This window comes from Flavobacterium sp. N2038 (assembly GCF_025947185.1).
Taxonomy (GTDB): domain Bacteria; phylum Bacteroidota; class Bacteroidia; order Flavobacteriales; family Flavobacteriaceae; genus Flavobacterium.
The window spans coordinates 3,473,966-3,494,742 of record NZ_CP110001.1 but is presented as its reverse complement, the minus strand read 5'-3'; the positions used below and the strand labels follow the sequence as shown (position 1 = coordinate 3,494,742).

Below are 20,777 nucleotides of genomic sequence, written 5' to 3'. Positions count from 1 at the left end.
AGAATTATGTTATCAAATTATGGAATTGGAGGTAATGAAGTAAAAATAGATGCAGATGAGGCAATCACTGCAATCCCTCAAAACAGAACACTAGTTGCTCAAAAATTAACAGTTGATGCACCTGTAAAACCTGAATTAGTAGAAGGAATTACAAGTATCGAAAAAGCATTCGAGCATTTTAAACCAGAAGTAAAAGTAAACTTTGAAACAGCAGATGGTGCTACAAAAGTTGAAGCTTTAAACTTTAAAAATTTAGGCGATTTTGGTGTAAAAGGAATTACGACTCAAAGTAATTTTTTATCAGATCTTGAAACAGAAAAAGATCAGTATCAGAAAATTATACGTCAGTTAAAATCAAATAAGATTTTAAAAGCAGCTTTAGAAGATGGCGAGGCAAAACAAGCTTTGTTAGAAAGTCTGGGAGCATTAATTACAGAATTAAAAGAAAATAAATAAAAATCTTAAAAATTTTTAAAGATGTCAAATAAAGAAGCATATAAAAGTAATGACCTTGATACAGCTGTATTAGAGCGCAAAGTAAAAGGAACATCGATTGAGAAAAATGTTGAAAAACTGGCTAAATACGGTGGGTTTGATTTATTAGAAATGTCAATCGAAGGTGCACAAAACCTTAATCCGGACAGAAAAGCAAGAAGAAAAATTTTCCTTGGAGAAGTAAACAAAGCAAAAGAAAGAGAAACACTTTTAAAAACTTTAGAACTTTGGGCTTCTGTTTTGAGCAGCAATGAGGCAATAACCGACATGGTTGCACAAAGTGAAGATAAATGCAAAGAGTCTGAAGCATTATTAAAAAAGAATCTTGCAAAAGCTGTTGAAGATACAAGAGAGATCGAAGCAGCTTACAGAACAATTGCTTTATTCTTTAAAAACACAGAAACAGATAAAGTTAAAAACATTACGATCGTAAATGCTGATTTAGAGCAATTAAAAGATCTTGATAATACACGCTTTATAGATGCAATTCATTCAGAATTAGTAGATAATTATGATCGTTTAGATCTTAAAAACAACTATGGTATTTTGGTTATTCCAGGATATTTAGGATCAAATAAAGTAATCGAGAAATGGGCAAAAATTGCGCATGAGAACAAAGTAATGTTAGTTACAGATTTCGAACACTTAGACGAACCGGATGATGTAATGGAAATGTTTGATGCAGCTTCTTTAACAGGAGGAGATGTTTATCGTTCAAATGTAATCATGACTTGTAACTGGTTAGTAGGTCGTGGAAGATTTGATCAGATTGGAGAAAACGAAGATTTACATATCGCTCCGTCTGCAGCACTTGCAGGAAAAATATACAAAACGTTAATGTCTCAGGTTACTGCCGGTAAAAAGTTTGGTGGAATCAATGAGGTTGATGGTGTGAAATTTGATCTTAAGAAAAGCGAAATTGCAAATCTTGAAAACTTAGGATTGGTTCCTATGGTTAATGAATACGGAAAAGTAATGGCTTTCTCTGCAAAAACATTGTTTAGCGGAGACAATTTAGGATTACAGACCTATTCAGTAGTTCGTGTTTTTGATTATGTGACCAAAGTATTAATGGATTTCCTTAATCGTCGTGCTTTCGAAAACTTTACAGCAAAAACGCGTAAAGAGATTATGAATCAGATTGTTGCTTTCCTGGATGGCATCACTGGACCAGATAAATTAATTGAGAATTTTGAAATCCGCAGATTTGAGCAGGATCCAATTCAAAAAGACAGAATTTATATGGACATTCATATGAAGCCTTATTTCCCGGCTAAAAACTTCCTTATTAAAATGGATGGACACAAAGGAGATGACGGAACAGAATGGGATACAGATTACGAGCAAAAATAATTGTAGAATAAAATCAAAAAAGGGAACACATGGTAAAAGATGTGTTTCCCTTTTTTAACCAAACATTGATCTTTTGAATGATCAAACCAAATAATTCAAATTCATGAACGTACTTAAAATTTTACTTTTAGTCGGTTTGTTTTCAATTTCAAATTCGATTAAAGCGCAAGAAGTAAATCAAATTGATACTTTAAGTTGCCCTATTACGCAAAATGATTTATTGCTTTCGGGAAAGTTATTTGCAAGTGCGACACCAATTTTACTGCGTGTTTATAATGAAGATTATGAGTATGCTGTGTTTCAGCTCGGAAAACGAAAAAGCAGTATCTACCTATATTTTAAAATTTTTACTGATAATGTTTGTGTAAAACAGGACCAGCCGCTGGAACTCTATTTTAAAAATGGAGAAATGTATATCCTGAAAAATACCTTTAAGGTAAATTGTGATGGAACTGCCGCTCTGGAACTTTCGAGAAAAGACATCAAAAAACTAATGTCTCATACGATCAATACCATAAAATTTTTCACGCTCAAAAAAGACTACGAATTTAGTCCGACTGAGGCTGATAACCGAAATATACGATTTTACCTCCATTGTTTAAAATCATATAAAGTAAGGAAGAAAAAATAGGATAAGTTTTTAGTTTAACGAAACTAAAAATACTCAAAGTATAATTTAGTAAAAAATCAAAATATGCCATTTCCCGAATTAAACCTTTCATTAGGACTTACAGATAACGACGGTTCTGTCTTTTATGCAGGAAGCGGCGAAGGCAAAGTAATTGTCAGAACAGATTCGGCCTTAAAAAAGTACAATATTACCATTACAATCTCTGAGCAGGAAGTTGGATCGGTATTTTTAAGGACGCATTTTAAAGGTGCTGAATTACCAGCTGAAATAGAAGTGCCGGCATATCAAATGATTGTAACAGATGATAAAACAAACGAGAAAGAAATATATAAAGTTACCCGTGATACTTTTTTCTACAAACAACAAACAACGAAAAAAGGATTGTGGAGCTTTTTTGGATTGAAATTTTTAGCTCCTAAAAACTTTCTTTTTGAGAATATCCCTTTTGAACCTTTAAAAGAAGAAATAGAAACATATGATATTTCGCGATACAGGAAATTAACTAGTGAGGAACTAACTTATACTTTTCAAAAAGACGGACAGAGTATTCAAATTTTTGCCGGTGATATCAATACGTTAAAAGTAGAAAAAGGAACCAGCTATTTTGTAATCGTGGATGAGCAAAAAGGACAGCGATTTATTGGTGATATATTATATAGAGAAAAGTTTCTAAAACTAACACCTTCTGTAAAACTGCAGCTTATTAAGCGTAAGCAGGTTTCAAAAGAAATGAAAACAGATAAAAAAGGTCATATTGACAAGTTAATTTATATCTAATAAATAAAGAAATATGAAAGGAGCGTTTTACAAACTGCCAATAGATTTTAGCAGTGTGATTCAGAAAAAAGAGTTAGAAAAAACGTCTATAGAGCATTCTATTGCACAACAGATTATTTTGCTGGCCACAACCACTTTTGGAGAATGCAAGTTTGATGAAACGTTTGGTTCTAAAATCTGGGAGATCGATTTTGATTTGTTAATGAATGAAAATACACTTAAAGAAATCATTTCGAAAACCATGAAGCAATCGTTGAAACTTCATGAGAAGCGAATAAAAGTAAGGGAACTAAAAGTTGAATTATCTGAAACAATGTATTTTGTTGATGATGTGAGCCGGGCTAAAAAAAAGGTAGATATAATAATTGAAGCTACAATTAAAAGTACTAACCGGGATTTTGATTTTAGAGGATATTTTTTCGTTGGGCCATTGTCATATAAATAGGTTTTTTGTAAAATATTACTTAAAAAACTCGCTAAAGTGTTAAAATCAAAGAGTTAATTTGTTGATATTGAATAATTTGCACATTGTAAATAAAATTTGATTAAAATATATTTTATAATAAGAATTTATTTATATATTTACAGTATAAATAAATAAATTAATAACTAAAAATTTTTCATTATGTCGTTTTTAACATCATTATCAGTAGCAGGAAAAGATTACAAAGTATTAAACGTAAGTTATGATTTGGCTCAGGAGACAGATGCTTCAGGGCGTCCATCTACGGTAACACGTGGAGGAAGAATCATGATTGAAGTTGAATCAACTGGAAGTACTGAGTTGTTTGAATGGATGACGAACAATTTCGAAAGAAAAGACGGTTCGGTTAAATTCATCAAACGTGACTCAAATGCTACTTTAAAAGAGCTAAAGTTTACGGAAGCTTACATGGTTAAGTACAAAGAAAACTTTGATCACAACAGTGATAATCCGTTAACAGAAACTTTTATGATTTCTGCTCGTAAAATTTCGATGGGTGGAGGAGAATTTGATAATGCTTGGGTATAATCCTTTGGACTTTATCAATCTTAATTAAGTTATTAAAGGAAGTCCAATTATTGGACTTCCTTTTTTTATTTCTATCGAAATAACGGAATCTTTCCTATCGAAGGAATTTGATTTTCAAATACTCCCTTAATTTTAATCATCTAATAAATCTACAAAATGAGTTTTTTATCTAAATTACATATAGACGGCGAAGAATATAATGTTCTTGAATTTAATATTGGTTTTAAACAGGAAATCGACACAACAAGTAAACCTACTGGTAATGCCAAAGGCGGTATTATAAAGTTGATTATCGAAGCAAGTCAGAACAGTCATTTTTTGGCCTGGATGCTAAACGGAGATCTGACTAAAGACGGGAAAATTGTTTTTTACAGAAGAGACGCTTTGAGTAAAATGAAAGAACTTTCGTTTACTAAAGCTTTTTGTGTTGGTTACGATGAGCAATTTACAAGTACTACCGAGGTACCCATGAAAATTACGATGGAATTAGTAGCAAAAGAATTGACTTTTGGCGATGCTAAATTCTCAAATAATTGGATTGCTTTAGATTAAATTGTTTAAAAGCTAATTAAAAACACGAACGTATTATTATGGCACATTTTTCAGAACAAGTACATATAACTATAGGGAGTTTTACCCAAAACATTGTTTATTATGATTTAAAGCTATCTCAAAAAATGGCCGATCATCATCATTTTTCATTCACATGGCAATATACGGGTAAAGCAGTAATTAAACCCGCTGATCAGGCTAAAGCTTTAAGAAGTTATCTTGGAGATGAAGTGATTTTTACCTTTAAAAGTCTTACCGGAATCCGACTTATGAGCAAAGGGATTATAACAGAACTTTCCTCTGTTGATCTTCACGGAAGCCCGGTTGGTTTGCACGTATCTGGTGTAAGTCACAGTATTGTGATTGATGATATGAAAAAAGCAAGAGCCTTTAAAGACCGTAGTATGGATGATATCGTACTGGGGATTTTTGCCGAAGGCCCTGGAGAATTTTATCAGAGAGATTCTATTAAATCAACTTATCTTAAGGAATTTAGTAATCTTGTGCAATACAATGAAACCAGTTTTCAGTTTCTAAAAAGAGTAGCAACCCGTTATGGACAATGGTTTTATTTTGACGGAATGCGCATGCAGTTTGGACAGACAAAAAACAGCCAGACAAAACTAATTAACGGAGCTTCACTTCATAGTTTTAAAATACAGGCTAATATGGTCTCTCATAAAATTTCTTTAGTGGGGTATGATTATAATAGCAATGCCAATGTTCAAAATGCAGCAGCAAAAACTTCTACAGGAAGCAAAGATAGTTTTTCATCTATTGTAGGTTACAATCAGGGAACAGTTGCAAATGCAGAGTTGTCCAATGGTGCTTATACTGTAAATGCTCAAAATCAGGAAGATATTGAAGAGATGATTAAGCTTCAAACTTCCGGGAATGATGCCAATAGTGTTTATTATAGCGGGATTTCCTATTTCCCAATTGGACTTGGTCAAGTTTTTACAATAGTAAACCAAACAGTAGAACACGAGCTAATCGCGATCGAAGTAATACATCATTCTCAGGTACATGGAAATTATTCCTGCGAATTTAAAGCAATCCCTGCAGATGTTAGCGCACCTCATTATACCAATGTTCACGTATTTGCAAACGCCGAAAACCAACCGGCGCACGTAGTAGATAATAATGATCCTGATGGAATTGGACGTGTAAAAGTACAGCTTTACGGAAGTAACAGTAATATTGTAAGCGAGTGGATACGTCTGATTCAGCCACATTCAGGAGCAGGAAAAGGATTTTATTTTATTCCCGAAATAGGCGAAGAAGTATTCATTGGTTTTGAAGGAAACAACATTCAGAGTCCGTACGTAATTGGAGCACAGTATAATGGGCAGGATAAAAGCAATTATGCAGACAGCCAGAATAATATAAAAGCCATTCATACCCGAAGCGGTCACATTATTAAATTCACTGAAGATGAAAGTATTATTATTACAGATAAAATTGGTAATGAAATACATTTAGATACAGTTGGCGGAAACATCAATATTACAGCACCAAAAGTCATAACGATGACAGCAACAGATATTATTATGAATGCCTCTCAAAACATTAGTTCAAGTGCAGGAATGAATATTAGTGAGAGTGCAGGAGTTGATAAATCGACCACAATTGGAATGATGCATAATGTTACTGTCGGAGGTGATAGTATGCTGAATGTTACAGGAAACTTCATGGAAAATATTGAAGGAAATCTGGAATCGCATACAACAAAAGAGAGACAGGAAATCGCTGTTAAAGGAATTGATACAAGTAGTGAAGGAGGAATAAATAAACACTCTAAAAAAGAAATACAGGTTAACAGTGCCGAAAAATCTAAATCACACTAAAATATTATGAGTAGGATAAGATTAGTTGGAGGTACAATAACAAAAACTACCGGAGGTGATCATAATATGTATTCTGACGGTAATATTGTATTTAATTCTGGTCAGGCAGTAACTGAAACAAGTGACACAGGAATTAAGTACGGAGATCCGAAAGAAGCCCCTAAAAAAAAGTTAATATCATTATTCTTTATAAAAGGTTGGTGGACAAATGAAAATAATGAGTTAATTGCTGAAGCTTTATTAGGGGATATTGTAAAATTTCATCTGGAGACAAAAAATATACCCGATGGTGATATTGTTTCTATGACTTTATATGATGATGATAGACGAGTAAAGCCCTTGGAAGAAGATGGAGAAAATGATAAAATTGAATTGAATCGAGGCGGGAAAGAAGTTTTACACCAAAAAGTAACAAGTAATAAAATAATAGTCACGATTCATTTAAAAAACATTGATTCACAATTAAAAAATGAAGCTGATGGTTCTTTAGAGTTATTTTTTGCGTGCAGTTATAAAAAAGAGAATAAAGATTTTCCTTTGCACCCAAAAGAGTATTTAAAACTCAAAGGGATGCCTAAAATTATTTTTGTTAATGGACATTGGAAAACAGCAAAAAGAACCCCGTTTGGGACCAATTTTGGACCAATCGAGCCTAAAAAACCTTATTGGGTAAATGGTATTGAAAATAAAATGAGAGATTATCTCAATATCGAATCAAAATTTAATGTCAATAATATTTCTATTAAGACTTCAACATTAGAAGAGAAAGGATATATATTGTATTATGATGGATCTTCAGATCATGCATTTGATCAAAGTGGGCAAGATAGATTCAAGAATGGCGAAAAATTCGCGGAAGATAATTTCAAAGAAATTACACAAGGGTTAGGGAATGAAGCAGTTTATTTGGTGTCTCATAGTGAAGGAGGAGCTTATGCTTCTGGAATTGCGGATTATCTTAACAAAAATGGATGTAAAGTAGGGGAACATATTTTATTATCTCCTGATGAAGGAGATGAATTTGAGATTAATCCTGTAATACCGAGTTACCAGTTATTGTATATGTTTTTTAGTTCCGTTTATAATCCTGTAGGCGCCGCTGTTAAACTGCCAAAATTTAAACGTTGGGGGAGTTATTACGCTGTTGTAGATTGGGTTGTAAATGAATATAAAGTAAAAGGAGTTAAGAAAATGGGAATTGTTCATTATCAGGATGCTGGCTGGACTGGTGTGCATGGCTGGACTAATGGAAGTAACGTATTTAAAAAAGTTGCTGATTTGAAAGAAGTTCAAACTTTTGATATAATAGGTGAGCATAAAGGTAAGTTCTATTCTGGTAAAGACCAATCAAAAACATCAAATGGAACCAAGTTTTATAGAGTTAATGATGATTATATTATTACGAATTGTCCTCCCTTAATTGAAATAAAATAATGAGAAAAATACTTATAATTATAATTTCTGTAATAACAGTAAGTGTCGCAATTTATTTTGTATATGGCTTAGTTATTTCTGTTGGCTCACAACGAATGAAGACTAAAGAAGTTGCTGAAGAGCTGAAAGAATTAAAAAAAGATTTAGAAAATGATAAAATTGAAGTGATATTTTATGAAATTCCAGAAATTGACTTTGAAAAATGCAAGGCAAAGCAAGAGATGACTATTCGTATATCAGAAGATTCAATAACGCAGTCAAAAAAAATATTAGATATATATATAAATTCAATTAATAAAACAATTAATAAAAAATTGAAAAGCAAAGAATGTATCGATAGTCTCAATATTGAAGTTTTTTCATATTATAGTAAAGAAGCAGTAGATAGTTTAAAATCAAGGCATTATAATTATTCGTTTCCTGTTAAATAGAAAATTATACTTTTAAAATTAGCCCCTGCTGGCGCGAGCGTCCCGCTCGTGAACACAAAGTTTATGTAACTGAATAAATTAAGTCTCAAGCGCACGAGCGGAACACTAGCGCCAGCAGGGATTATTTTATAAAACTTTTGATGAAGCAAAAAATGCTAAACATAAAGAGGAGTATGAATTTTCTTCAGAAAAAATATTGGTGGAATATTTAGAAGTAATGAAAAAGTAACAAAAAAACAAAAAGGAGGTACTTAATCAATTAAGGGCTGATATGTTTACTATATTAAGAAATATATACGCCACCTTTCAGCTCATTATAGGGATTAAAAAAGGATTTTATAGATATAAAATAGGAGATCACCACAATTAAGTAGTGTCACTTTAGTTAATCAGCCCGTTAAATATAAGATTGAAGGAGATACAGCAACGTATAAAAGAAAACTATATGGCAACAAATAAAAAATACCTGCTGTTTCTTTTTTTAGGTTTATTAGTTTCCTGCCAGCTGAAAGAAAAGATTAAGACAACAGATAGATTTGATATTGAAAGGTTTAAGAATTATCCAAAAGTTTTGAAATTAGGGGAAGAAAAAAAATTGCCTTCAACAAAAGATACTTTGCCAGACGGAACGGTTATTGACTATTCCTGGGGAAAGGGATTAGACAAGCAAAAATATTATGCAAAGAAAACCATCCCTCCTGTTCCTGCGCTTTCCTACATTGATAAAGAATATTACGAAAACGGTATTTTGAAACAAGAAAGGGAAGTTTTTTTAGGACAGTCAATAAATAGTGACCAGATAAAATTTGGAATATCAAAATATTATGATGAAACAGGTCAGTTAATTAAAACTGTTGATGAATCGGTAAAATATGATAAAATCAGAGTCAAGCCTTCTAATTTGCTTGAAATACTAAAAAGAGAGCCACTTTTTGTAAGTTTTACTAAAGAGGAACGTAAACACTTTATAGAGATATTTCAACTAAATAAAAAAGAGGATGAGGTTACTCCGGATATTGTCAGTAAAGCTTTAAAAAAGTATTTTATTCTTGATCCAGATAGCAGACCTGATGTTGAAAATGTTTTTTTAAAACTGTCGGAGGATGAAAAAAGCTGGAATGTTGTTAAAGATATTTATCCTTTTGGTCTTATTGAATTAAATATAGATGCTAACTCTGGTAAAATAATCAGCAGAACATATGCAGAAGAAACCAGGCCATAAATATGTATGTGAGCTAAAAAATGTTGTCTGAATCGTTAAACTTATAACGGTGGACCAAATTTATTAACTGAACCATTTAGACTGAATAAAAATGAGTAGAGTAAGAATAGTTGGAGGTACTATAACAAAAACTACTGTAGGAGATTATAATATGTATTCTGAAGGTAATATTGTATTTAATTCCGGTAAATCGGTTAGTTTAACAAGTGATGCCGGGATTGTTTATGGAGAGCCTAAAGATGCTCCACCTCTAAAAACTAAAGAAAAGGTTGTAAGTATATCTTCTGAACTTTATATGCATAATAATCAGGATTTAAAAGTTCCTTATCTTGATGTATCAAATATTTTAACATTTAAGAGCTCTAAGCCTTTTATTGCAGGTATCAGACTAATTTTTGGACAAGATATCAAACATACTGCAGCGAAAAAGTTAATGAAAGATTTAATGAGTAATACATTGATCCGTCCTAAATTTGAAATTAATGATACATTATCAATTTCTCAAGGAGGATATTACCACGATGGAGTTATTAGTCTGAATCAAAAACTAATACTAGATTCTGAAAAAGATCCTTATAAAGCATGGCTGTTATTCAGAGTTATAATGGAAGAAACTGGCCATTATATTGATGATTTATTAAGAAATACGTATGATAATATTGGAGGTGATGATCCAAAGGATGAAGGGGTATTATTTACTGCTGATTTCATTAAATTTAATCAATTAATGTTAAAAGATTTTGAGTTTGCAAAAGTAAAAATTCAATCTGAAGACGGAAGTATAAGAGAGTTTTCACCTAAGGTATTATATGCAAAACCAAATATTGAAGAAAAAGCAAAAGAGTTATTATTTGTAGCATCAAAAGAAGATGATCATGGGGTAGTAACGTTAAAATCAGGCAAAAAAATAGAAGTTGAATTTTTTAAAATACGTGGAGCAGGAGCTATCCATGAATCAATTACTAAAAGAGCAGCGATCGCAGCAGGGATACCTTATGATTCTAGATTAGATGAAGGTTGTGCATGGCCAGATGTTCCTTGTGAAGATGAAAATTCAATAGAAACATGTTATTATAAAACCTGGGACAATGAGCATACAAAAGGAACAAAAGCATATGAGTCTCATCATGGTACAAAACAATATTGGCATTCTATGGCTCCAACAGGAAATCACACAAATCAACAAATTGTAGATTTAATTGTTATACAAGCTAAAGCCTGGTTTAAAAAAGGATTAGAGACAAAAGTAAGCGATGGATTTTTTGATAAGGGAGATGATGGATTGTTTCATATAGGTAAAATACTCCATATGATTCAGGATTCATATTCATTATCTCATGTTCAAAGAGATAGTAATAATAGAATAATTCAGTTTCAAGGATATGAAGATCAAGATGCTGACAAACATGGTACACCGGATAAAGATGACCAGGCAAAAGGTGTTCAGGATGCATTAGTAGCTTCAACATGGATATTAAGTGCTTATAAGCAATCAAAAAGCTATACTAACCTTAAACCAGAAGTTTTTCTTCCTCTTTTAGAAGAGTATTTGCGTAATACGATATATGTTTTAGCTCCAAATCGAGGAGAAGTAAAAGCTGGAGGTACATTAGATGCATATAAAAAGGAAGTAAAAAAGTAATAGTTCCTAAAAGTAAAAAAGTAGGATGTATGCAAAAATCAGAGTGGACCTAAATGTAAAAAGTGTACTTTTATTATACTATAAATAGATTAAAAAATGAATAGATTAATGATTTTTCCAATAATAATAACAGTAATTCAATTAATAAGCTTTGGGCATTTGTATTATATTCATAAGTATGGAAGCGGGCAATTCCCAGCTGATTTTATTGAATTGAATATTTTGGCTCTTTGTAATATAGGGGTGTTAATTTCTGCTTATTTTTTATATTATAAAGCAGATATTAAGTTGAGTATATGGTTAGTTCCTATTTTGCTGGCTATTATTACAATTATATTTTTACTTGTCATTTATGTAATAATGTGGATTAATAAATATAAATAATTTAGATAAGTATAGAGCTTGTTTTGCCTTTTTCGAATCTTAAAACAATTGTTATACAGACAGATGAAGTAAAGTTGTGAGATTTTTTTGTAACTGTTTTGAATTTTATGAGTCGAAAGAACTAGATAAGTTTATAAAAAAAGTATTGAAGAAATAAATAAAAATACAATTGTAGAGATTAAAAATAGTATGAATATATAATAAGAGGTTAGTTTTCTATTATGCGTTGCTCTGGATTTTTATAGTCTTTTATTTTATGGAATTAGAAAATAGAATTTGTCTTGCGATATATACTTTGGATATATTTCGGCTAAGCAAAATTAATTATGAATAAATTTAATCTTTTCTTGAAAGTAAATCTCGTTCGAATAATTAAAATAGAGATTCTTGTTTTTTTATTTTTTATTTTTTTAGCAATAGTTTACGGTTTTTATGAAAGTAGTCATAAGTACTTTAATAATGTAGATTTTCCTCTAAATTTGGAAGGTATTTCTGCATTTTTAATAACTCTTTTATATGGATTCTTTTTTTTCTTAATAATCGTATTTCCATTTGCATTTTTTTTGCAACTTTTTTTGGGAGTAAAATATAAAATTTTGGATAAATCAAAAATTGTTATAGTATTTCTTTTAGCTGTATTATATTTTGGGGTAACAATTTCAGTGTTTTCATTGTATTCAATAAAACAACATCAAAATTTTATAAGCAGGAAAATAGAAGGAAATGAAAAAGAATAATCATAAAAATAATTTTTCCTCCCAGGTCAAAATAGAATTAAAAAAGTTAGCTATGTTGGAATTACTTTAAGTATGAGACATATCATCCCGTTAAGAAAAAAATATTGTTATACAAACGTTCGTCGTAAAAGACGTTTCAAAAATTAAATGAATTTTAAGTTTTTTGTATAGGAAAAAAAGAATTTGAGAACAAGTAGTAATGGATATGAAAAAAACAATAATTTTAATTGGATTGTTTTTGTTAATAGGTTGTAATAATAAAAAGCATTATCGCAATGATTCAAGTTTTAAAGACATTGAAGCAAAATTTTCAATAAAACTCGATATGGCTAATAAGCTTTATGATGACAATTTCGAAAAATTAATGAAATTAAAAATTAATAGCGAATTTTTTAAGCATTATAATAAAGTGGTCTATATTCAGGGAAAATCGTATCATATTGGTTATGCGACTATTTTTGATAAAAGAGGGGTTGAAAACCCTCATTTAGAATATTTAGCAAAAATTGATTCCGAAACAGGAAGAATTGAATCTGTAAAAAAATAAACAGCTAATGTTTATAATGATTTTGAAAATGGTGATATGAACATGCACATTTAAGAAAAGATAGGAAGAAAAATTAATTGAATAAGAAATCTTATGTATGGAGGTTTAAACAGAATTATTTTTAAGATACATAGGGACTATAAAGAAAACTAAGTAATAAATATTACAGAAAAGCTGCTTATTAAAATTGTAAGTTAACTAAAAAAAGAGATTAAAATAAGACAATGAGACAAGATCGAATAAAAGACAGGGTTTTAAAAAGAGCGGCTAGATCGTGGGGCTTTTCAGATGTTGAGATGGAAACATCGTTTGATCCTGTGGTGTCAATGATGCTTAATGCCTTGTCTTACGAATTAGAGAAAGTAGCACATGAACTGGAAGATTCTAAAACGCGCGTGGTCGAGAGAGTTTTAGAAATTATGTTTCCTGAGGTTACTGCCGGAGCAAAGCCGGCAAGAGCGATTTTACATGCACCGCCAATTGATAACAATTTGAAGGTTTCACTGCAAAATCAAATGTCAGTAAGCCGAAGAATTCATAACATTTACAATCCTTTGGCACCTATAACAAAAGAGATTGCACTTTCGCCAACATTAGAAGTAAAATTATCTACTGCTGAGGTAAAGTATGTGGCTTATGAGCGTAATTTATTTGAAATTTCGAATCTTTTTTATAAAGACGCAGTTCGTGATTATAAGCATTCGTTGCCTTCGGGAGTCGTATTCTTAGGAATCGAAGTTAAAAACCCTAAAGATCTCGAGATAGAAGATTTAATGTTGTATATCGATATTAAAAACACCCATCAGAAAGAAATGTTTCATTACTATTTAAAGCAAATGAAATGCTTTCAGGATGATGCGCAAATTGCGGTAGAAGAAGGTTACAATGTTCCGGTAAATAATATTGATATTGAAAGTATCATCAATCGCAATTACACGCATTTGAGTGAGATAATGCGAGAGGTAAATGAATTTTATTTTGATAATTTTTATACCCTGAAAGGGACATTAAAGCAAAAGAAGATTGAAGAGTATAATCCGGAATATAAATGTTTTGAAGGGGTAACAAAAAACAATGATAATCCAATTATCTGGGTAAAAATGGTTTTTCCGGAATCATTAATTCCTCAAATATTAGATAATGTTTCCTTTACAACAAATTGTTTTCCTGTAATCAATAAAAAGAGACATACGATAAATAAAACACTGGGTAATTTTTTGTCTTATGTAGCACTTGAAACCGATAATAATTTGTATCTGGATGTAGATACAGTGGTAGACGGTTTTAATAATAAGTATGAAATTAAGGAATTTAAAGATGGTGTTTTAGAAGAAGGAAATGCGGTTTTACGAACGGGAGGAGTTTCCAGATTCGATTCCAGAAGCGCATCAGAATTACTTCAGAATGTACTGGATTTATTAAAAGACGAAAGTTCCTCTTTTGCCGGATTAGGGAAAGATTTTATGAATAGTTCTTTGGTTGAAATCAATCAGCTTTTGGCTTCGGTAGAACAACAAGCCAAGGAAAGTAGTTTTTCTAAAAATAACGATCCTTATTTAATGATTAAACCAAAGATTGATGAGTCTGTCGGAAAATCTTTTTCGATACACTACTGGTCGACTTGTGCAGAAGAAGGTAATGATATAAAAGCTGGAACCGTTTTGGAAACAAAAGATGACCTGATTTTTGTAAGCAAAGGAGCGGTCTTAGTGACCAATACAGTGGGCGGAATGAACAAGCAAAACAATAAAGATCGTATTCTGGCTTATCGTAATGCTTTATTAACCAGGGGCCGAATTGTGACTTTTGCAGATATAAAGGCATTTGGTTTTAATCATTTTAAAAGCTGTGTTACAGATATAAGAATCGAAAAAGGAACGCGAAAAGAGATGTCAGTAAAAGCAGGTTTTAGCCGCACAGTTGATATTTATATCAAAACAAATCCCGAAGAAAGAGAACACTTGTCAGATGCTGAATGGGATTATTTATGTGATAGTTTTATGAAGCAGTTAAAAAACAGATCTTCAAATGTGTTTCCATATCGAATATTTGTTGACTAAATAAAAAATGCCGGAAAGATACTTTTTCCGGCATTTTATTTTATAAACTAAAAAGCTGATTTAGATTAATGGCTTTTTTCTCTTTTAATCTTTTTACAATTTTAAGAAACGCAATAGCCGTTATATAAGCATCACCAAGAGCAGTATGACGATCTTTTTTGGAAATGTCAAATTTGTCTGCCAGGTCATCTAAGGTATAATGATCTTTTCGCTCAAACAAATGCGATTTGATTAGTGTTTTTTTATACAAATAGGCAGTGTCCAATGTTTTGTTAACTAGTTGCGGAAGACCATTTCTTTCCAGCGCTTTATTAAGCATCGTCACATCAAAAATGGTGTGATGCGCAATGATAACAGCATCACCTAAAAAATCGAGAAATTGCTGTAAAGCTTCTAATTCAGTTGGGCGCTGAACAACAAACGCTCTTAGTATTCCATGAATTTGTGCGGTCGATTTATCATAATGATCCTGTTCTAAATAAACTTCAAAGCTGTTTTGAATCGAAATAACTCCATTTTGAAGAACCAATGCGCCAATGCATAAAATACGGTCATTATCGTAATCAAAACCTGTTGTTTCGGTATCTAAAACTACAAAACGGGTCTCTTCGATTGTAATACTTTCGTCAAAGAGATTTTTTTCTTTTTTCCAAAAATTAAATAAACTCATCGTTATACTAAATTTGAAATATTAAACCGAACTGAAATAAGTTCCTGAAGCTCTTTAATCGTTTTAAAAGTACGTTTCAGTTTAATCTTTTCCATTTTTGATAAAGATTCCAAAGCGATAAATTGTCCTGAATCATGATGCAAAAGCCCTTGTTTGGTTCTGAATTTTAATAAAGCTTTAAACGAGTAGGAACACGATAAATACAGTTCGCTATTGTTAGGTTCTAATTCGGCTAATTTTTCAAAACGCTCTGCCGTATTACTAATTGATTTCACCGAATGTGATAAAATCAGGACACGGGCAGCATCTGTCAAAGGCATAAGAGCTCTTCGTTTAATATCAAAATGATCTTTGTTGGCTCCGTCTTGTTCAACCAGAAATTGTCTAAAGAAACCTGTAGGAGAGGGGCTTTGTAATGCACCGCTCACCAAATGCATATAAAAAATTGGATTTGCTTTTATAGTTTCAAAAATATAATCAGATAATTGGTTCACAATTTCGGTATCGCCATAAGTGGAACTATAATCAAAGAAGATAAACGATAATAAAACCTCATTTTTGCCTGGATTGGTAATCCAGTGATGTACCTTATTTTTCCATTCTTCAAGACTCATACCCCACTTTGGGTTAGAAGCCATCATTTCGGCAGGACAGTATTCATAGCCAATTTCAAAAAGACCTTTATTAACCAGTTCGGCAAATTTTAAGAAATAGATTCGGGTTTCATCTTTAAAAACATCCGAAACATTCTCATAAACAAGCGCGTTATCCTGATCAGTATGAAGCATTTGTTCGCCTCGACCCTGACTTCCAAGTGCCAGCCAGGCAAATTTTACCGGTGGCGGACTGCTCATTTTTTCAATACAAATCTCGATAACCCGTTTTGTACATGCTTCGTTAAGTTCTGTAATGATTTTGGTAATTAAAGTCATCGGAATGTTCTGATCCAGATAACCTTGAAGCAATTGCGTAATTCGATTTCGTATAGGCTTTATTTCCTTGATTTTTTTAGTACGCTCCAAAGCTTTTATCAAAACCGCAGGATTATTCCCAAGCGCTACCATAACATCATGTTTAGATAAAATCCCGACTGCTTTCGTATTTACAGTTCCGTCTTTAGTCAGACACAAATGGCTGATATTACTTTTCATCATGGCCATTTGAGCTTCTGTTACCGTCATTTTTTTGGGATACGTAATAACCGGTTTTGTCATTATCGTTTCGGCTGTAGTTGTGATAGGATAATCTCCTGTTACAATTTTATTTCGAAGATCTTTGTCTGTTAGAATACCAATTGGCAGCATTTCATCTACAATCAAAATCGCACCAACTTTCTTTTTATTCATAAGTTTTGCAATATCCTTCACAGTCGTTGACGGGCTGCAGGTCACAATTTTCTTTGAATATTTTATAGGTGCTAAATCAAATGAGTGATTGCCGGAATGAAGATTTTCATTTAGCAGATCATCGCCATATAATTTGCCTTTGTGAACATCTGAATATGGATTTCGGGTGTTTGAAGCATAACTTTCGATCAGGAAATTACCAACAGTTCTATTCTCAAGGGCGTAAGGTTTAAAAACTGCAATTGGAATGGCGTACAAAATGCTTTCTTCATGCGCCACAGCTTCCATAATATAATTTTCCTGCGCCAAAAGCGGACGAAGACCAAAAATATCTCCCTCGTCGCACATATCCAAAACCGTATTTTTTGTGCTTTTTTTTAAAGCAACGGCACCTTTATGAACCACATAAAAAGAATCATGAGTTTTGTCATTTTCGGCAAAAATTACAGCATCTTTTTCTTTGTAAACTATAGAAATTTGCTCAGACAGTTTCTCTAAATCCTTTTGATGTAAAAAACTAAAAGGCGGATAGTTCTTTAAAAAGTCGGCAACTCTTTGCGAAATGGTATTTTTCATGAGGTTAGATTCTCTTTTTGCTACAAAGGCGCAAAGACACTAAGAAATAAAACTTTGCGGCTTTGCGCCTTTGTGGCAGAATTTATTTTTACTCCGTTTTGAAAACCTTACCACGCTGTTTTTCTTCAGAACCTACCATTCCAAATTCAAATGTATAAGAATCTTTTGCAGTGGTTAAAATTTTCATGCTGATTGCTTTTTCCTCAGCCATGTTTTTTGGATGTTTTTTTTGAAGAATGTATTCACAGTCGCTCACCCATCGTATTGTTGAGGTATCTGTTTTTCCTTCAAAAGTTTCAATTTCTATACTGTCTTTACGCTCAAAGAAAGTTGTTTTTTTAACACCGTTTACCTCAAATTCAAATTTGAATTTTCCGTTTTTAAAATCTTTGCAATTATGTTCGGCATTATAACAAGAAACCAAAGCCAGTACTGGAAATAGGAATAGTATTTTTTTCATTTTTTTATGCTTTAAGCTTTAAGCAATAGGCTTTAAGCTTTGGGTAATAAGCAGTTTTGCTTATTGCATATAGCTTAAAGCTTATGGCTTTTATCATTTCAATCTTTTTAATTCATCATCGGTAAAGTTCTTGATTTCTTTTTCTTTGGCAAATTTTTCAGCGTTGTAATTTCCGGATTTATTCTTCGGAATGGATAAACTTTCCCAGGAACTATTTTTTAATTGTTTGGCATAAAAAACAATCTGCCCAATATGATAAGGATAATGAGCCAATTGACGATTTATTGCCTCAATAACGGTATGACCTTCATTGCGTATATAAATAATGTCTGAAAGCTGTTCTGGTTGCAGATTTCCTAAGGCATTTTCAAAACAATTCCAGCCTTTGTTCCAGAGTTCCAGAACTTCTTCTTTTGATTGTAAATCATTTTCAAACTCGCCATCACGGTTTCGCCATTCTTTTTCCCCATCTGAAGTTAAAAAATCAGTCCAGCGCGAGAGCATGTTTCCGGAAATGTGTTTTACAATTGTGGCAATGCTATTGGTATCTTCATTTACAGCAACAAAAAGCTGTTGAGGTTCTAATTGCTCAATCGCTTTTTCGCCCAGCATTTTATAATATAAAAATTGCTTTTTTACGCTTTCCAAGTAAGATTCATTTGCATCCATGACTATTTTTTTTTGCCACGAATTACACGAATTTTCGCCAATTTTAAATTTCAACACAAAATAAGTAAAATTTTAATTTGTGGAAATTCGTGTAATTTGTGGCATATTTTTATACAATTTTAATATCATATTTGTCTAAAAGTCCCACAATTCCATCGTTTGAAAATTGGGCTTTTCGCATCGGATTAAATTCGGGATCAATTTTATAATTATAAGCCGTTCTAAAATTGACACTTGCGAGTTGTGTTTCATTAAAAATAGCTCCTTCAAGATTGCAATTGTCAAAAGCAGACCCCGTTAAATTAGTTCCAATAAAAGTTACTTCTCTTATAGATGAATTGATGAATTTTGTTTTAGACATTTTTTTATTAGAGAAAATGGCATAATCCAAAGTGCATTCTTCAAAATGAACCTGAAATAAAAAATCATCACACTCGTTGAAGGCAATTCCCAGAAGTTTGCAGTTTCTAAAAGTTACATTTTTTAAACTCGTTCCAGCCAGACTTGTCATGGAAAGATTGCAGTCAATAAATTCGCAGTCTAAAAAAGTATTGTAGCCAAAATTACTATTCGAGAAATCACAGTTTTTAAAAACACAATCCTCAAACTCCCGATTGTTTATTTTTTTATCGATGTAAATAACCTTCTCGAATGTTTTCTGAATGTGAATTATTTCTTCCATGAATGTTTTTTGGATAAAGAGATTAAAATTTCTAAACCTAATAACAGGTTTTTAAAACTAGTTAGGTTTGTTTAAGCGCATAAATTAGTCATTAAATATACCTTTCATGATAATCTTCAATCCAATAAAAATCAAAACCATAGAACTCAAACACGCCACAATTCCGATTCCTAAAACCAAGTAATGCCAATTGGTATGCTGATTCATAAAAGCATTATAAATCAAAGAGGGGCCAAGAAACATTAAAGGCAGAGCACCGGTTAAATACTTAATTCCTTTTCCTAGTAGTTGTTTATTTGTTGCCATTTTTTTGTTTCAAGTTTCAGGTTTCTTTTGTTTCAGATTTTATTTCGAAATGAGAAAGCGAGCGTAGATAACCTTTTTATTTTTTATAATTGTCAACAGCATTTCTAACGCTGCCGTATTTTTTTAATAGTTCAGAGGCTTCTTCATATGAAACCTGAATTTGCTCCATAACCATTTTTACACCACGATCAACCAGTTTTACATTGCTTAACTGCATATCGACCATTTTGTTTCCTTTTACTTTTCCAAGTTGGATCATGGCTGCAGTCGAGAGCATATTAAGAACCAGCTTTTGGGCAGTTCCGGCTTTCATTCTGGAGCTTCCGGTAATAAACTCCGGGCCAACAACTACTTCAATCGGAAATTTAGCTGTTAAAGCAAGCGGACTTCCGGCATTGTTTGTAATACATCCCGTAACAATATTATTTTGATTACAGGTTTCCAGACCTCCAATAACATAAGGAGTGGTTCCTGAGGCAGCAATACCAATTACAACATCATTTTGGGCAATGTTATGCATTTGCAGATCAATCCAGGCTTGCGTTGCATTGTCTTCGGCATTTTCAACCGCACGACGAATTGCGGTGTCGCCACCGGCAATAATTCCGTTTACCAAATCAAAAGGAACTCCAAAAGTAGGAGGGCATTCAGAAGCGTCGACAACGCCTAAACGTCCTGATGTTCCTGCTCCAATATAAAAAAGACGTCCGCCTAATTTTAAACTTGCAACAATTTGTGCTACTAAAGTTTCAATTTGTGGTATTGCTTTTTTAACAGCATGCGGCACAGTTATGTCTTCCTCATTAATATTAGTAAGCAATTCATGAACTGACATTTGCTCTAAATGTTCGTACTTTGAAGATTGTTCTGTTGTTTTTGTAAAGGTCATTTTTTTCCAAAATAATTATGGTTCAAAATTAAACTTTTTTTGGTTCAAATCTGGA

Annotated in this window: 23 protein-coding genes; 16 read left to right on the top strand and 7 right to left on the bottom strand. The window is 32.2% G+C overall.

Annotated features, from left to right (window positions below):
- Positions 1-6 precede the first annotated feature (6 nt).
- The 16 genes from OLM51_RS15490 (at position 7) to OLM51_RS15415 (ending at position 15,124) form a co-directional block, all read left to right on the top strand.
- Positions 7-456, top strand: coding sequence for a hypothetical protein (locus tag OLM51_RS15490; RefSeq protein WP_264551503.1), 450 nt, complete (start codon positions 7-9; stop codon positions 454-456).
- Positions 457-477: 21 nt separating this feature from the next.
- Positions 478-1,848 carry a DUF5458 family protein gene (locus tag OLM51_RS15485; protein ID WP_264551502.1) on the top strand — a complete coding sequence of 457 codons (1,371 nt, stop codon included), beginning with the start codon at positions 478-480 and terminating at the stop codon, positions 1,846-1,848.
- A gap of 103 nt (positions 1,849-1,951) precedes the next feature.
- Positions 1,952-2,479 (top strand): hypothetical protein, encoded by a 528-nt coding sequence (locus tag OLM51_RS15480; protein WP_264551501.1) that lies wholly within the window; start codon positions 1,952-1,954, stop codon positions 2,477-2,479.
- 63 nt (positions 2,480-2,542) lie between these two features.
- Positions 2,543-3,256 carry a hypothetical protein gene (locus OLM51_RS15475; protein ID WP_264551500.1) on the top strand — a complete coding sequence of 238 codons (714 nt, stop codon included), beginning with the start codon at positions 2,543-2,545 and terminating at the stop codon, positions 3,254-3,256.
- 13 nt (positions 3,257-3,269) lie between these two features.
- Complete coding sequence (locus OLM51_RS15470) at positions 3,270-3,701, top strand: GPW/gp25 family protein (protein WP_264551499.1); 432 nt, start codon at positions 3,270-3,272, stop codon at positions 3,699-3,701.
- 180 nt (positions 3,702-3,881) lie between these two features.
- On the top strand, positions 3,882-4,268 hold the full coding sequence (gene tssD / locus OLM51_RS15465; protein WP_264551498.1) for a type VI secretion system tube protein TssD: 387 nt from the start codon (positions 3,882-3,884) through the stop codon (positions 4,266-4,268).
- A 156-nt stretch (positions 4,269-4,424) separates the two neighbouring features.
- Positions 4,425-4,820 (top strand): type VI secretion system tube protein TssD, encoded by a 396-nt coding sequence (gene tssD, locus OLM51_RS15460; protein ID WP_264551497.1) that lies wholly within the window; start codon positions 4,425-4,427, stop codon positions 4,818-4,820.
- 38 nt (positions 4,821-4,858) lie between these two features.
- Positions 4,859-6,667: a type VI secretion system Vgr family protein gene (locus tag OLM51_RS15455; RefSeq protein WP_264551496.1), complete on the top strand. Its 1,809-nt coding sequence runs from the start codon at positions 4,859-4,861 to the stop codon at positions 6,665-6,667.
- A gap of 6 nt (positions 6,668-6,673) precedes the next feature.
- A complete protein-coding gene (locus tag OLM51_RS15450; RefSeq protein WP_264551495.1) occupies positions 6,674-8,101 on the top strand; it encodes a hypothetical protein in 1,428 nt (475 codons plus the stop codon).
- Positions 8,101-8,532, top strand: a complete 432-nt coding sequence (locus OLM51_RS15445; RefSeq protein WP_264551494.1) for a hypothetical protein — start codon at positions 8,101-8,103, stop codon at positions 8,530-8,532. The genes OLM51_RS15450 and OLM51_RS15445 overlap by 1 nt, the downstream gene beginning before the upstream one ends.
- 445 nt (positions 8,533-8,977) lie before the next feature.
- Complete coding sequence (locus OLM51_RS15440) at positions 8,978-9,754, top strand: hypothetical protein (RefSeq protein ID WP_264551493.1); 777 nt, start codon at positions 8,978-8,980, stop codon at positions 9,752-9,754.
- A gap of 91 nt (positions 9,755-9,845) precedes the next feature.
- Complete coding sequence (locus OLM51_RS15435) at positions 9,846-11,396, top strand: hypothetical protein (RefSeq protein ID WP_264551492.1); 1,551 nt, start codon at positions 9,846-9,848, stop codon at positions 11,394-11,396.
- Positions 11,397-11,492: 96 nt separating this feature from the next.
- A complete protein-coding gene (locus tag OLM51_RS15430; RefSeq protein WP_264551491.1) occupies positions 11,493-11,780 on the top strand; it encodes a hypothetical protein in 288 nt (95 codons plus the stop codon).
- 326 nt (positions 11,781-12,106) lie between these two features.
- Positions 12,107-12,517, top strand: a complete 411-nt coding sequence (locus OLM51_RS15425) for a hypothetical protein (protein ID WP_264551490.1) — start codon at positions 12,107-12,109, stop codon at positions 12,515-12,517.
- A gap of 205 nt (positions 12,518-12,722) precedes the next feature.
- Positions 12,723-13,064 (top strand): hypothetical protein, encoded by a 342-nt coding sequence (locus OLM51_RS15420; protein WP_264551489.1) that lies wholly within the window; start codon positions 12,723-12,725, stop codon positions 13,062-13,064.
- Between the two features lie 224 nt (positions 13,065-13,288).
- On the top strand, positions 13,289-15,124 hold the full coding sequence (locus tag OLM51_RS15415) for a type VI secretion system baseplate subunit TssF (protein WP_264551488.1): 1,836 nt from the start codon (positions 13,289-13,291) through the stop codon (positions 15,122-15,124).
- A gap of 40 nt (positions 15,125-15,164) precedes the next feature.
- Here OLM51_RS15415 and OLM51_RS15410 read toward each other — a convergent pair whose 3' ends face one another.
- From OLM51_RS15410 to murQ, 7 genes are all read right to left on the bottom strand, one after another.
- Positions 15,165-15,794 carry a PolC-type DNA polymerase III gene (locus OLM51_RS15410; protein ID WP_264551487.1) on the bottom strand — a complete coding sequence of 210 codons (630 nt, stop codon included), beginning with the start codon at positions 15,792-15,794 and terminating at the stop codon, positions 15,165-15,167.
- Between the two features lie 2 nt (positions 15,795-15,796).
- Positions 15,797-17,716 (bottom strand): DUF294 nucleotidyltransferase-like domain-containing protein, encoded by a 1,920-nt coding sequence (locus OLM51_RS15405; RefSeq protein ID WP_264551486.1) that lies wholly within the window; start codon positions 17,714-17,716, stop codon positions 15,797-15,799.
- An 88-nt stretch (positions 17,717-17,804) separates the two neighbouring features.
- On the bottom strand, positions 17,805-18,176 hold the full coding sequence (locus OLM51_RS15400) for a DNA topoisomerase IV (protein WP_264551485.1): 372 nt from the start codon (positions 18,174-18,176) through the stop codon (positions 17,805-17,807).
- Positions 18,177-18,269: 93 nt separating this feature from the next.
- Positions 18,270-18,845, bottom strand: a complete 576-nt coding sequence (locus OLM51_RS15395) for a DUF1572 domain-containing protein (protein WP_264551484.1) — start codon at positions 18,843-18,845, stop codon at positions 18,270-18,272.
- 109 nt (positions 18,846-18,954) lie between these two features.
- Positions 18,955-19,527, bottom strand: a complete 573-nt coding sequence (locus OLM51_RS15390) for a pentapeptide repeat-containing protein (RefSeq protein ID WP_264551483.1) — start codon at positions 19,525-19,527, stop codon at positions 18,955-18,957.
- 84 nt (positions 19,528-19,611) lie between these two features.
- The gene (locus tag OLM51_RS15385; RefSeq protein WP_264551482.1) at positions 19,612-19,833 is read right to left on the bottom strand and encodes a DUF6095 family protein; all 222 of its coding nucleotides are present in this window, start codon (positions 19,831-19,833) and stop codon (positions 19,612-19,614) included.
- Positions 19,834-19,909: 76 nt separating this feature from the next.
- Positions 19,910-20,722 (bottom strand): N-acetylmuramic acid 6-phosphate etherase, encoded by an 813-nt coding sequence (gene murQ, locus OLM51_RS15380; RefSeq protein WP_264551481.1) that lies wholly within the window; start codon positions 20,720-20,722, stop codon positions 19,910-19,912.
- Between the last annotated feature and the right edge of the window lie 55 nt (positions 20,723-20,777).

What these genes read in the sequence shown, in the direction of transcription:
- OLM51_RS15490 (WP_264551503.1), top strand. Translation starts at nt 7, where the DNA reads ATGTTATCAAATTATGGAATTGGAGGTAATGAAGTAAAAATAGATGCA.
- OLM51_RS15485 (WP_264551502.1), top strand. Translation starts at nt 478, where the DNA reads ATGTCAAATAAAGAAGCATATAAAAGTAATGACCTTGATACAGCTGTA.
- OLM51_RS15480 (WP_264551501.1), top strand. Translation starts at nt 1,952, where the DNA reads ATGAACGTACTTAAAATTTTACTTTTAGTCGGTTTGTTTTCAATTTCA.
- OLM51_RS15475 (WP_264551500.1), top strand. Translation starts at nt 2,543, where the DNA reads ATGCCATTTCCCGAATTAAACCTTTCATTAGGACTTACAGATAACGAC.
- OLM51_RS15470 (WP_264551499.1), top strand. Translation starts at nt 3,270, where the DNA reads ATGAAAGGAGCGTTTTACAAACTGCCAATAGATTTTAGCAGTGTGATT.
- tssD (WP_264551498.1), top strand. Translation starts at nt 3,882, where the DNA reads ATGTCGTTTTTAACATCATTATCAGTAGCAGGAAAAGATTACAAAGTA.
- tssD (WP_264551497.1), top strand. Translation starts at nt 4,425, where the DNA reads ATGAGTTTTTTATCTAAATTACATATAGACGGCGAAGAATATAATGTT.
- OLM51_RS15455 (WP_264551496.1), top strand. Translation starts at nt 4,859, where the DNA reads ATGGCACATTTTTCAGAACAAGTACATATAACTATAGGGAGTTTTACC.
- OLM51_RS15450 (WP_264551495.1), top strand. Translation starts at nt 6,674, where the DNA reads ATGAGTAGGATAAGATTAGTTGGAGGTACAATAACAAAAACTACCGGA.
- OLM51_RS15445 (WP_264551494.1), top strand. Translation starts at nt 8,101, where the DNA reads ATGAGAAAAATACTTATAATTATAATTTCTGTAATAACAGTAAGTGTC.
- OLM51_RS15440 (WP_264551493.1), top strand. Translation starts at nt 8,978, where the DNA reads ATGGCAACAAATAAAAAATACCTGCTGTTTCTTTTTTTAGGTTTATTA.
- OLM51_RS15435 (WP_264551492.1), top strand. Translation starts at nt 9,846, where the DNA reads ATGAGTAGAGTAAGAATAGTTGGAGGTACTATAACAAAAACTACTGTA.
- OLM51_RS15430 (WP_264551491.1), top strand. Translation starts at nt 11,493, where the DNA reads ATGAATAGATTAATGATTTTTCCAATAATAATAACAGTAATTCAATTA.
- OLM51_RS15425 (WP_264551490.1), top strand. Translation starts at nt 12,107, where the DNA reads ATGAATAAATTTAATCTTTTCTTGAAAGTAAATCTCGTTCGAATAATT.
- OLM51_RS15420 (WP_264551489.1), top strand. Translation starts at nt 12,723, where the DNA reads ATGAAAAAAACAATAATTTTAATTGGATTGTTTTTGTTAATAGGTTGT.
- OLM51_RS15415 (WP_264551488.1), top strand. Translation starts at nt 13,289, where the DNA reads ATGAGACAAGATCGAATAAAAGACAGGGTTTTAAAAAGAGCGGCTAGA.
- OLM51_RS15410 (WP_264551487.1), bottom strand. Translation starts at nt 15,794, where the DNA reads ATGAGTTTATTTAATTTTTGGAAAAAAGAAAAAAATCTCTTTGACGAA.
- OLM51_RS15405 (WP_264551486.1), bottom strand. Translation starts at nt 17,716, where the DNA reads ATGAAAAATACCATTTCGCAAAGAGTTGCCGACTTTTTAAAGAACTAT.
- OLM51_RS15400 (WP_264551485.1), bottom strand. Translation starts at nt 18,176, where the DNA reads ATGAAAAAAATACTATTCCTATTTCCAGTACTGGCTTTGGTTTCTTGT.
- OLM51_RS15395 (WP_264551484.1), bottom strand. Translation starts at nt 18,845, where the DNA reads ATGGATGCAAATGAATCTTACTTGGAAAGCGTAAAAAAGCAATTTTTA.
- OLM51_RS15390 (WP_264551483.1), bottom strand. Translation starts at nt 19,527, where the DNA reads ATGGAAGAAATAATTCACATTCAGAAAACATTCGAGAAGGTTATTTAC.
- OLM51_RS15385 (WP_264551482.1), bottom strand. Translation starts at nt 19,833, where the DNA reads ATGGCAACAAATAAACAACTACTAGGAAAAGGAATTAAGTATTTAACC.
- murQ (WP_264551481.1), bottom strand. Translation starts at nt 20,722, where the DNA reads ATGACCTTTACAAAAACAACAGAACAATCTTCAAAGTACGAACATTTA.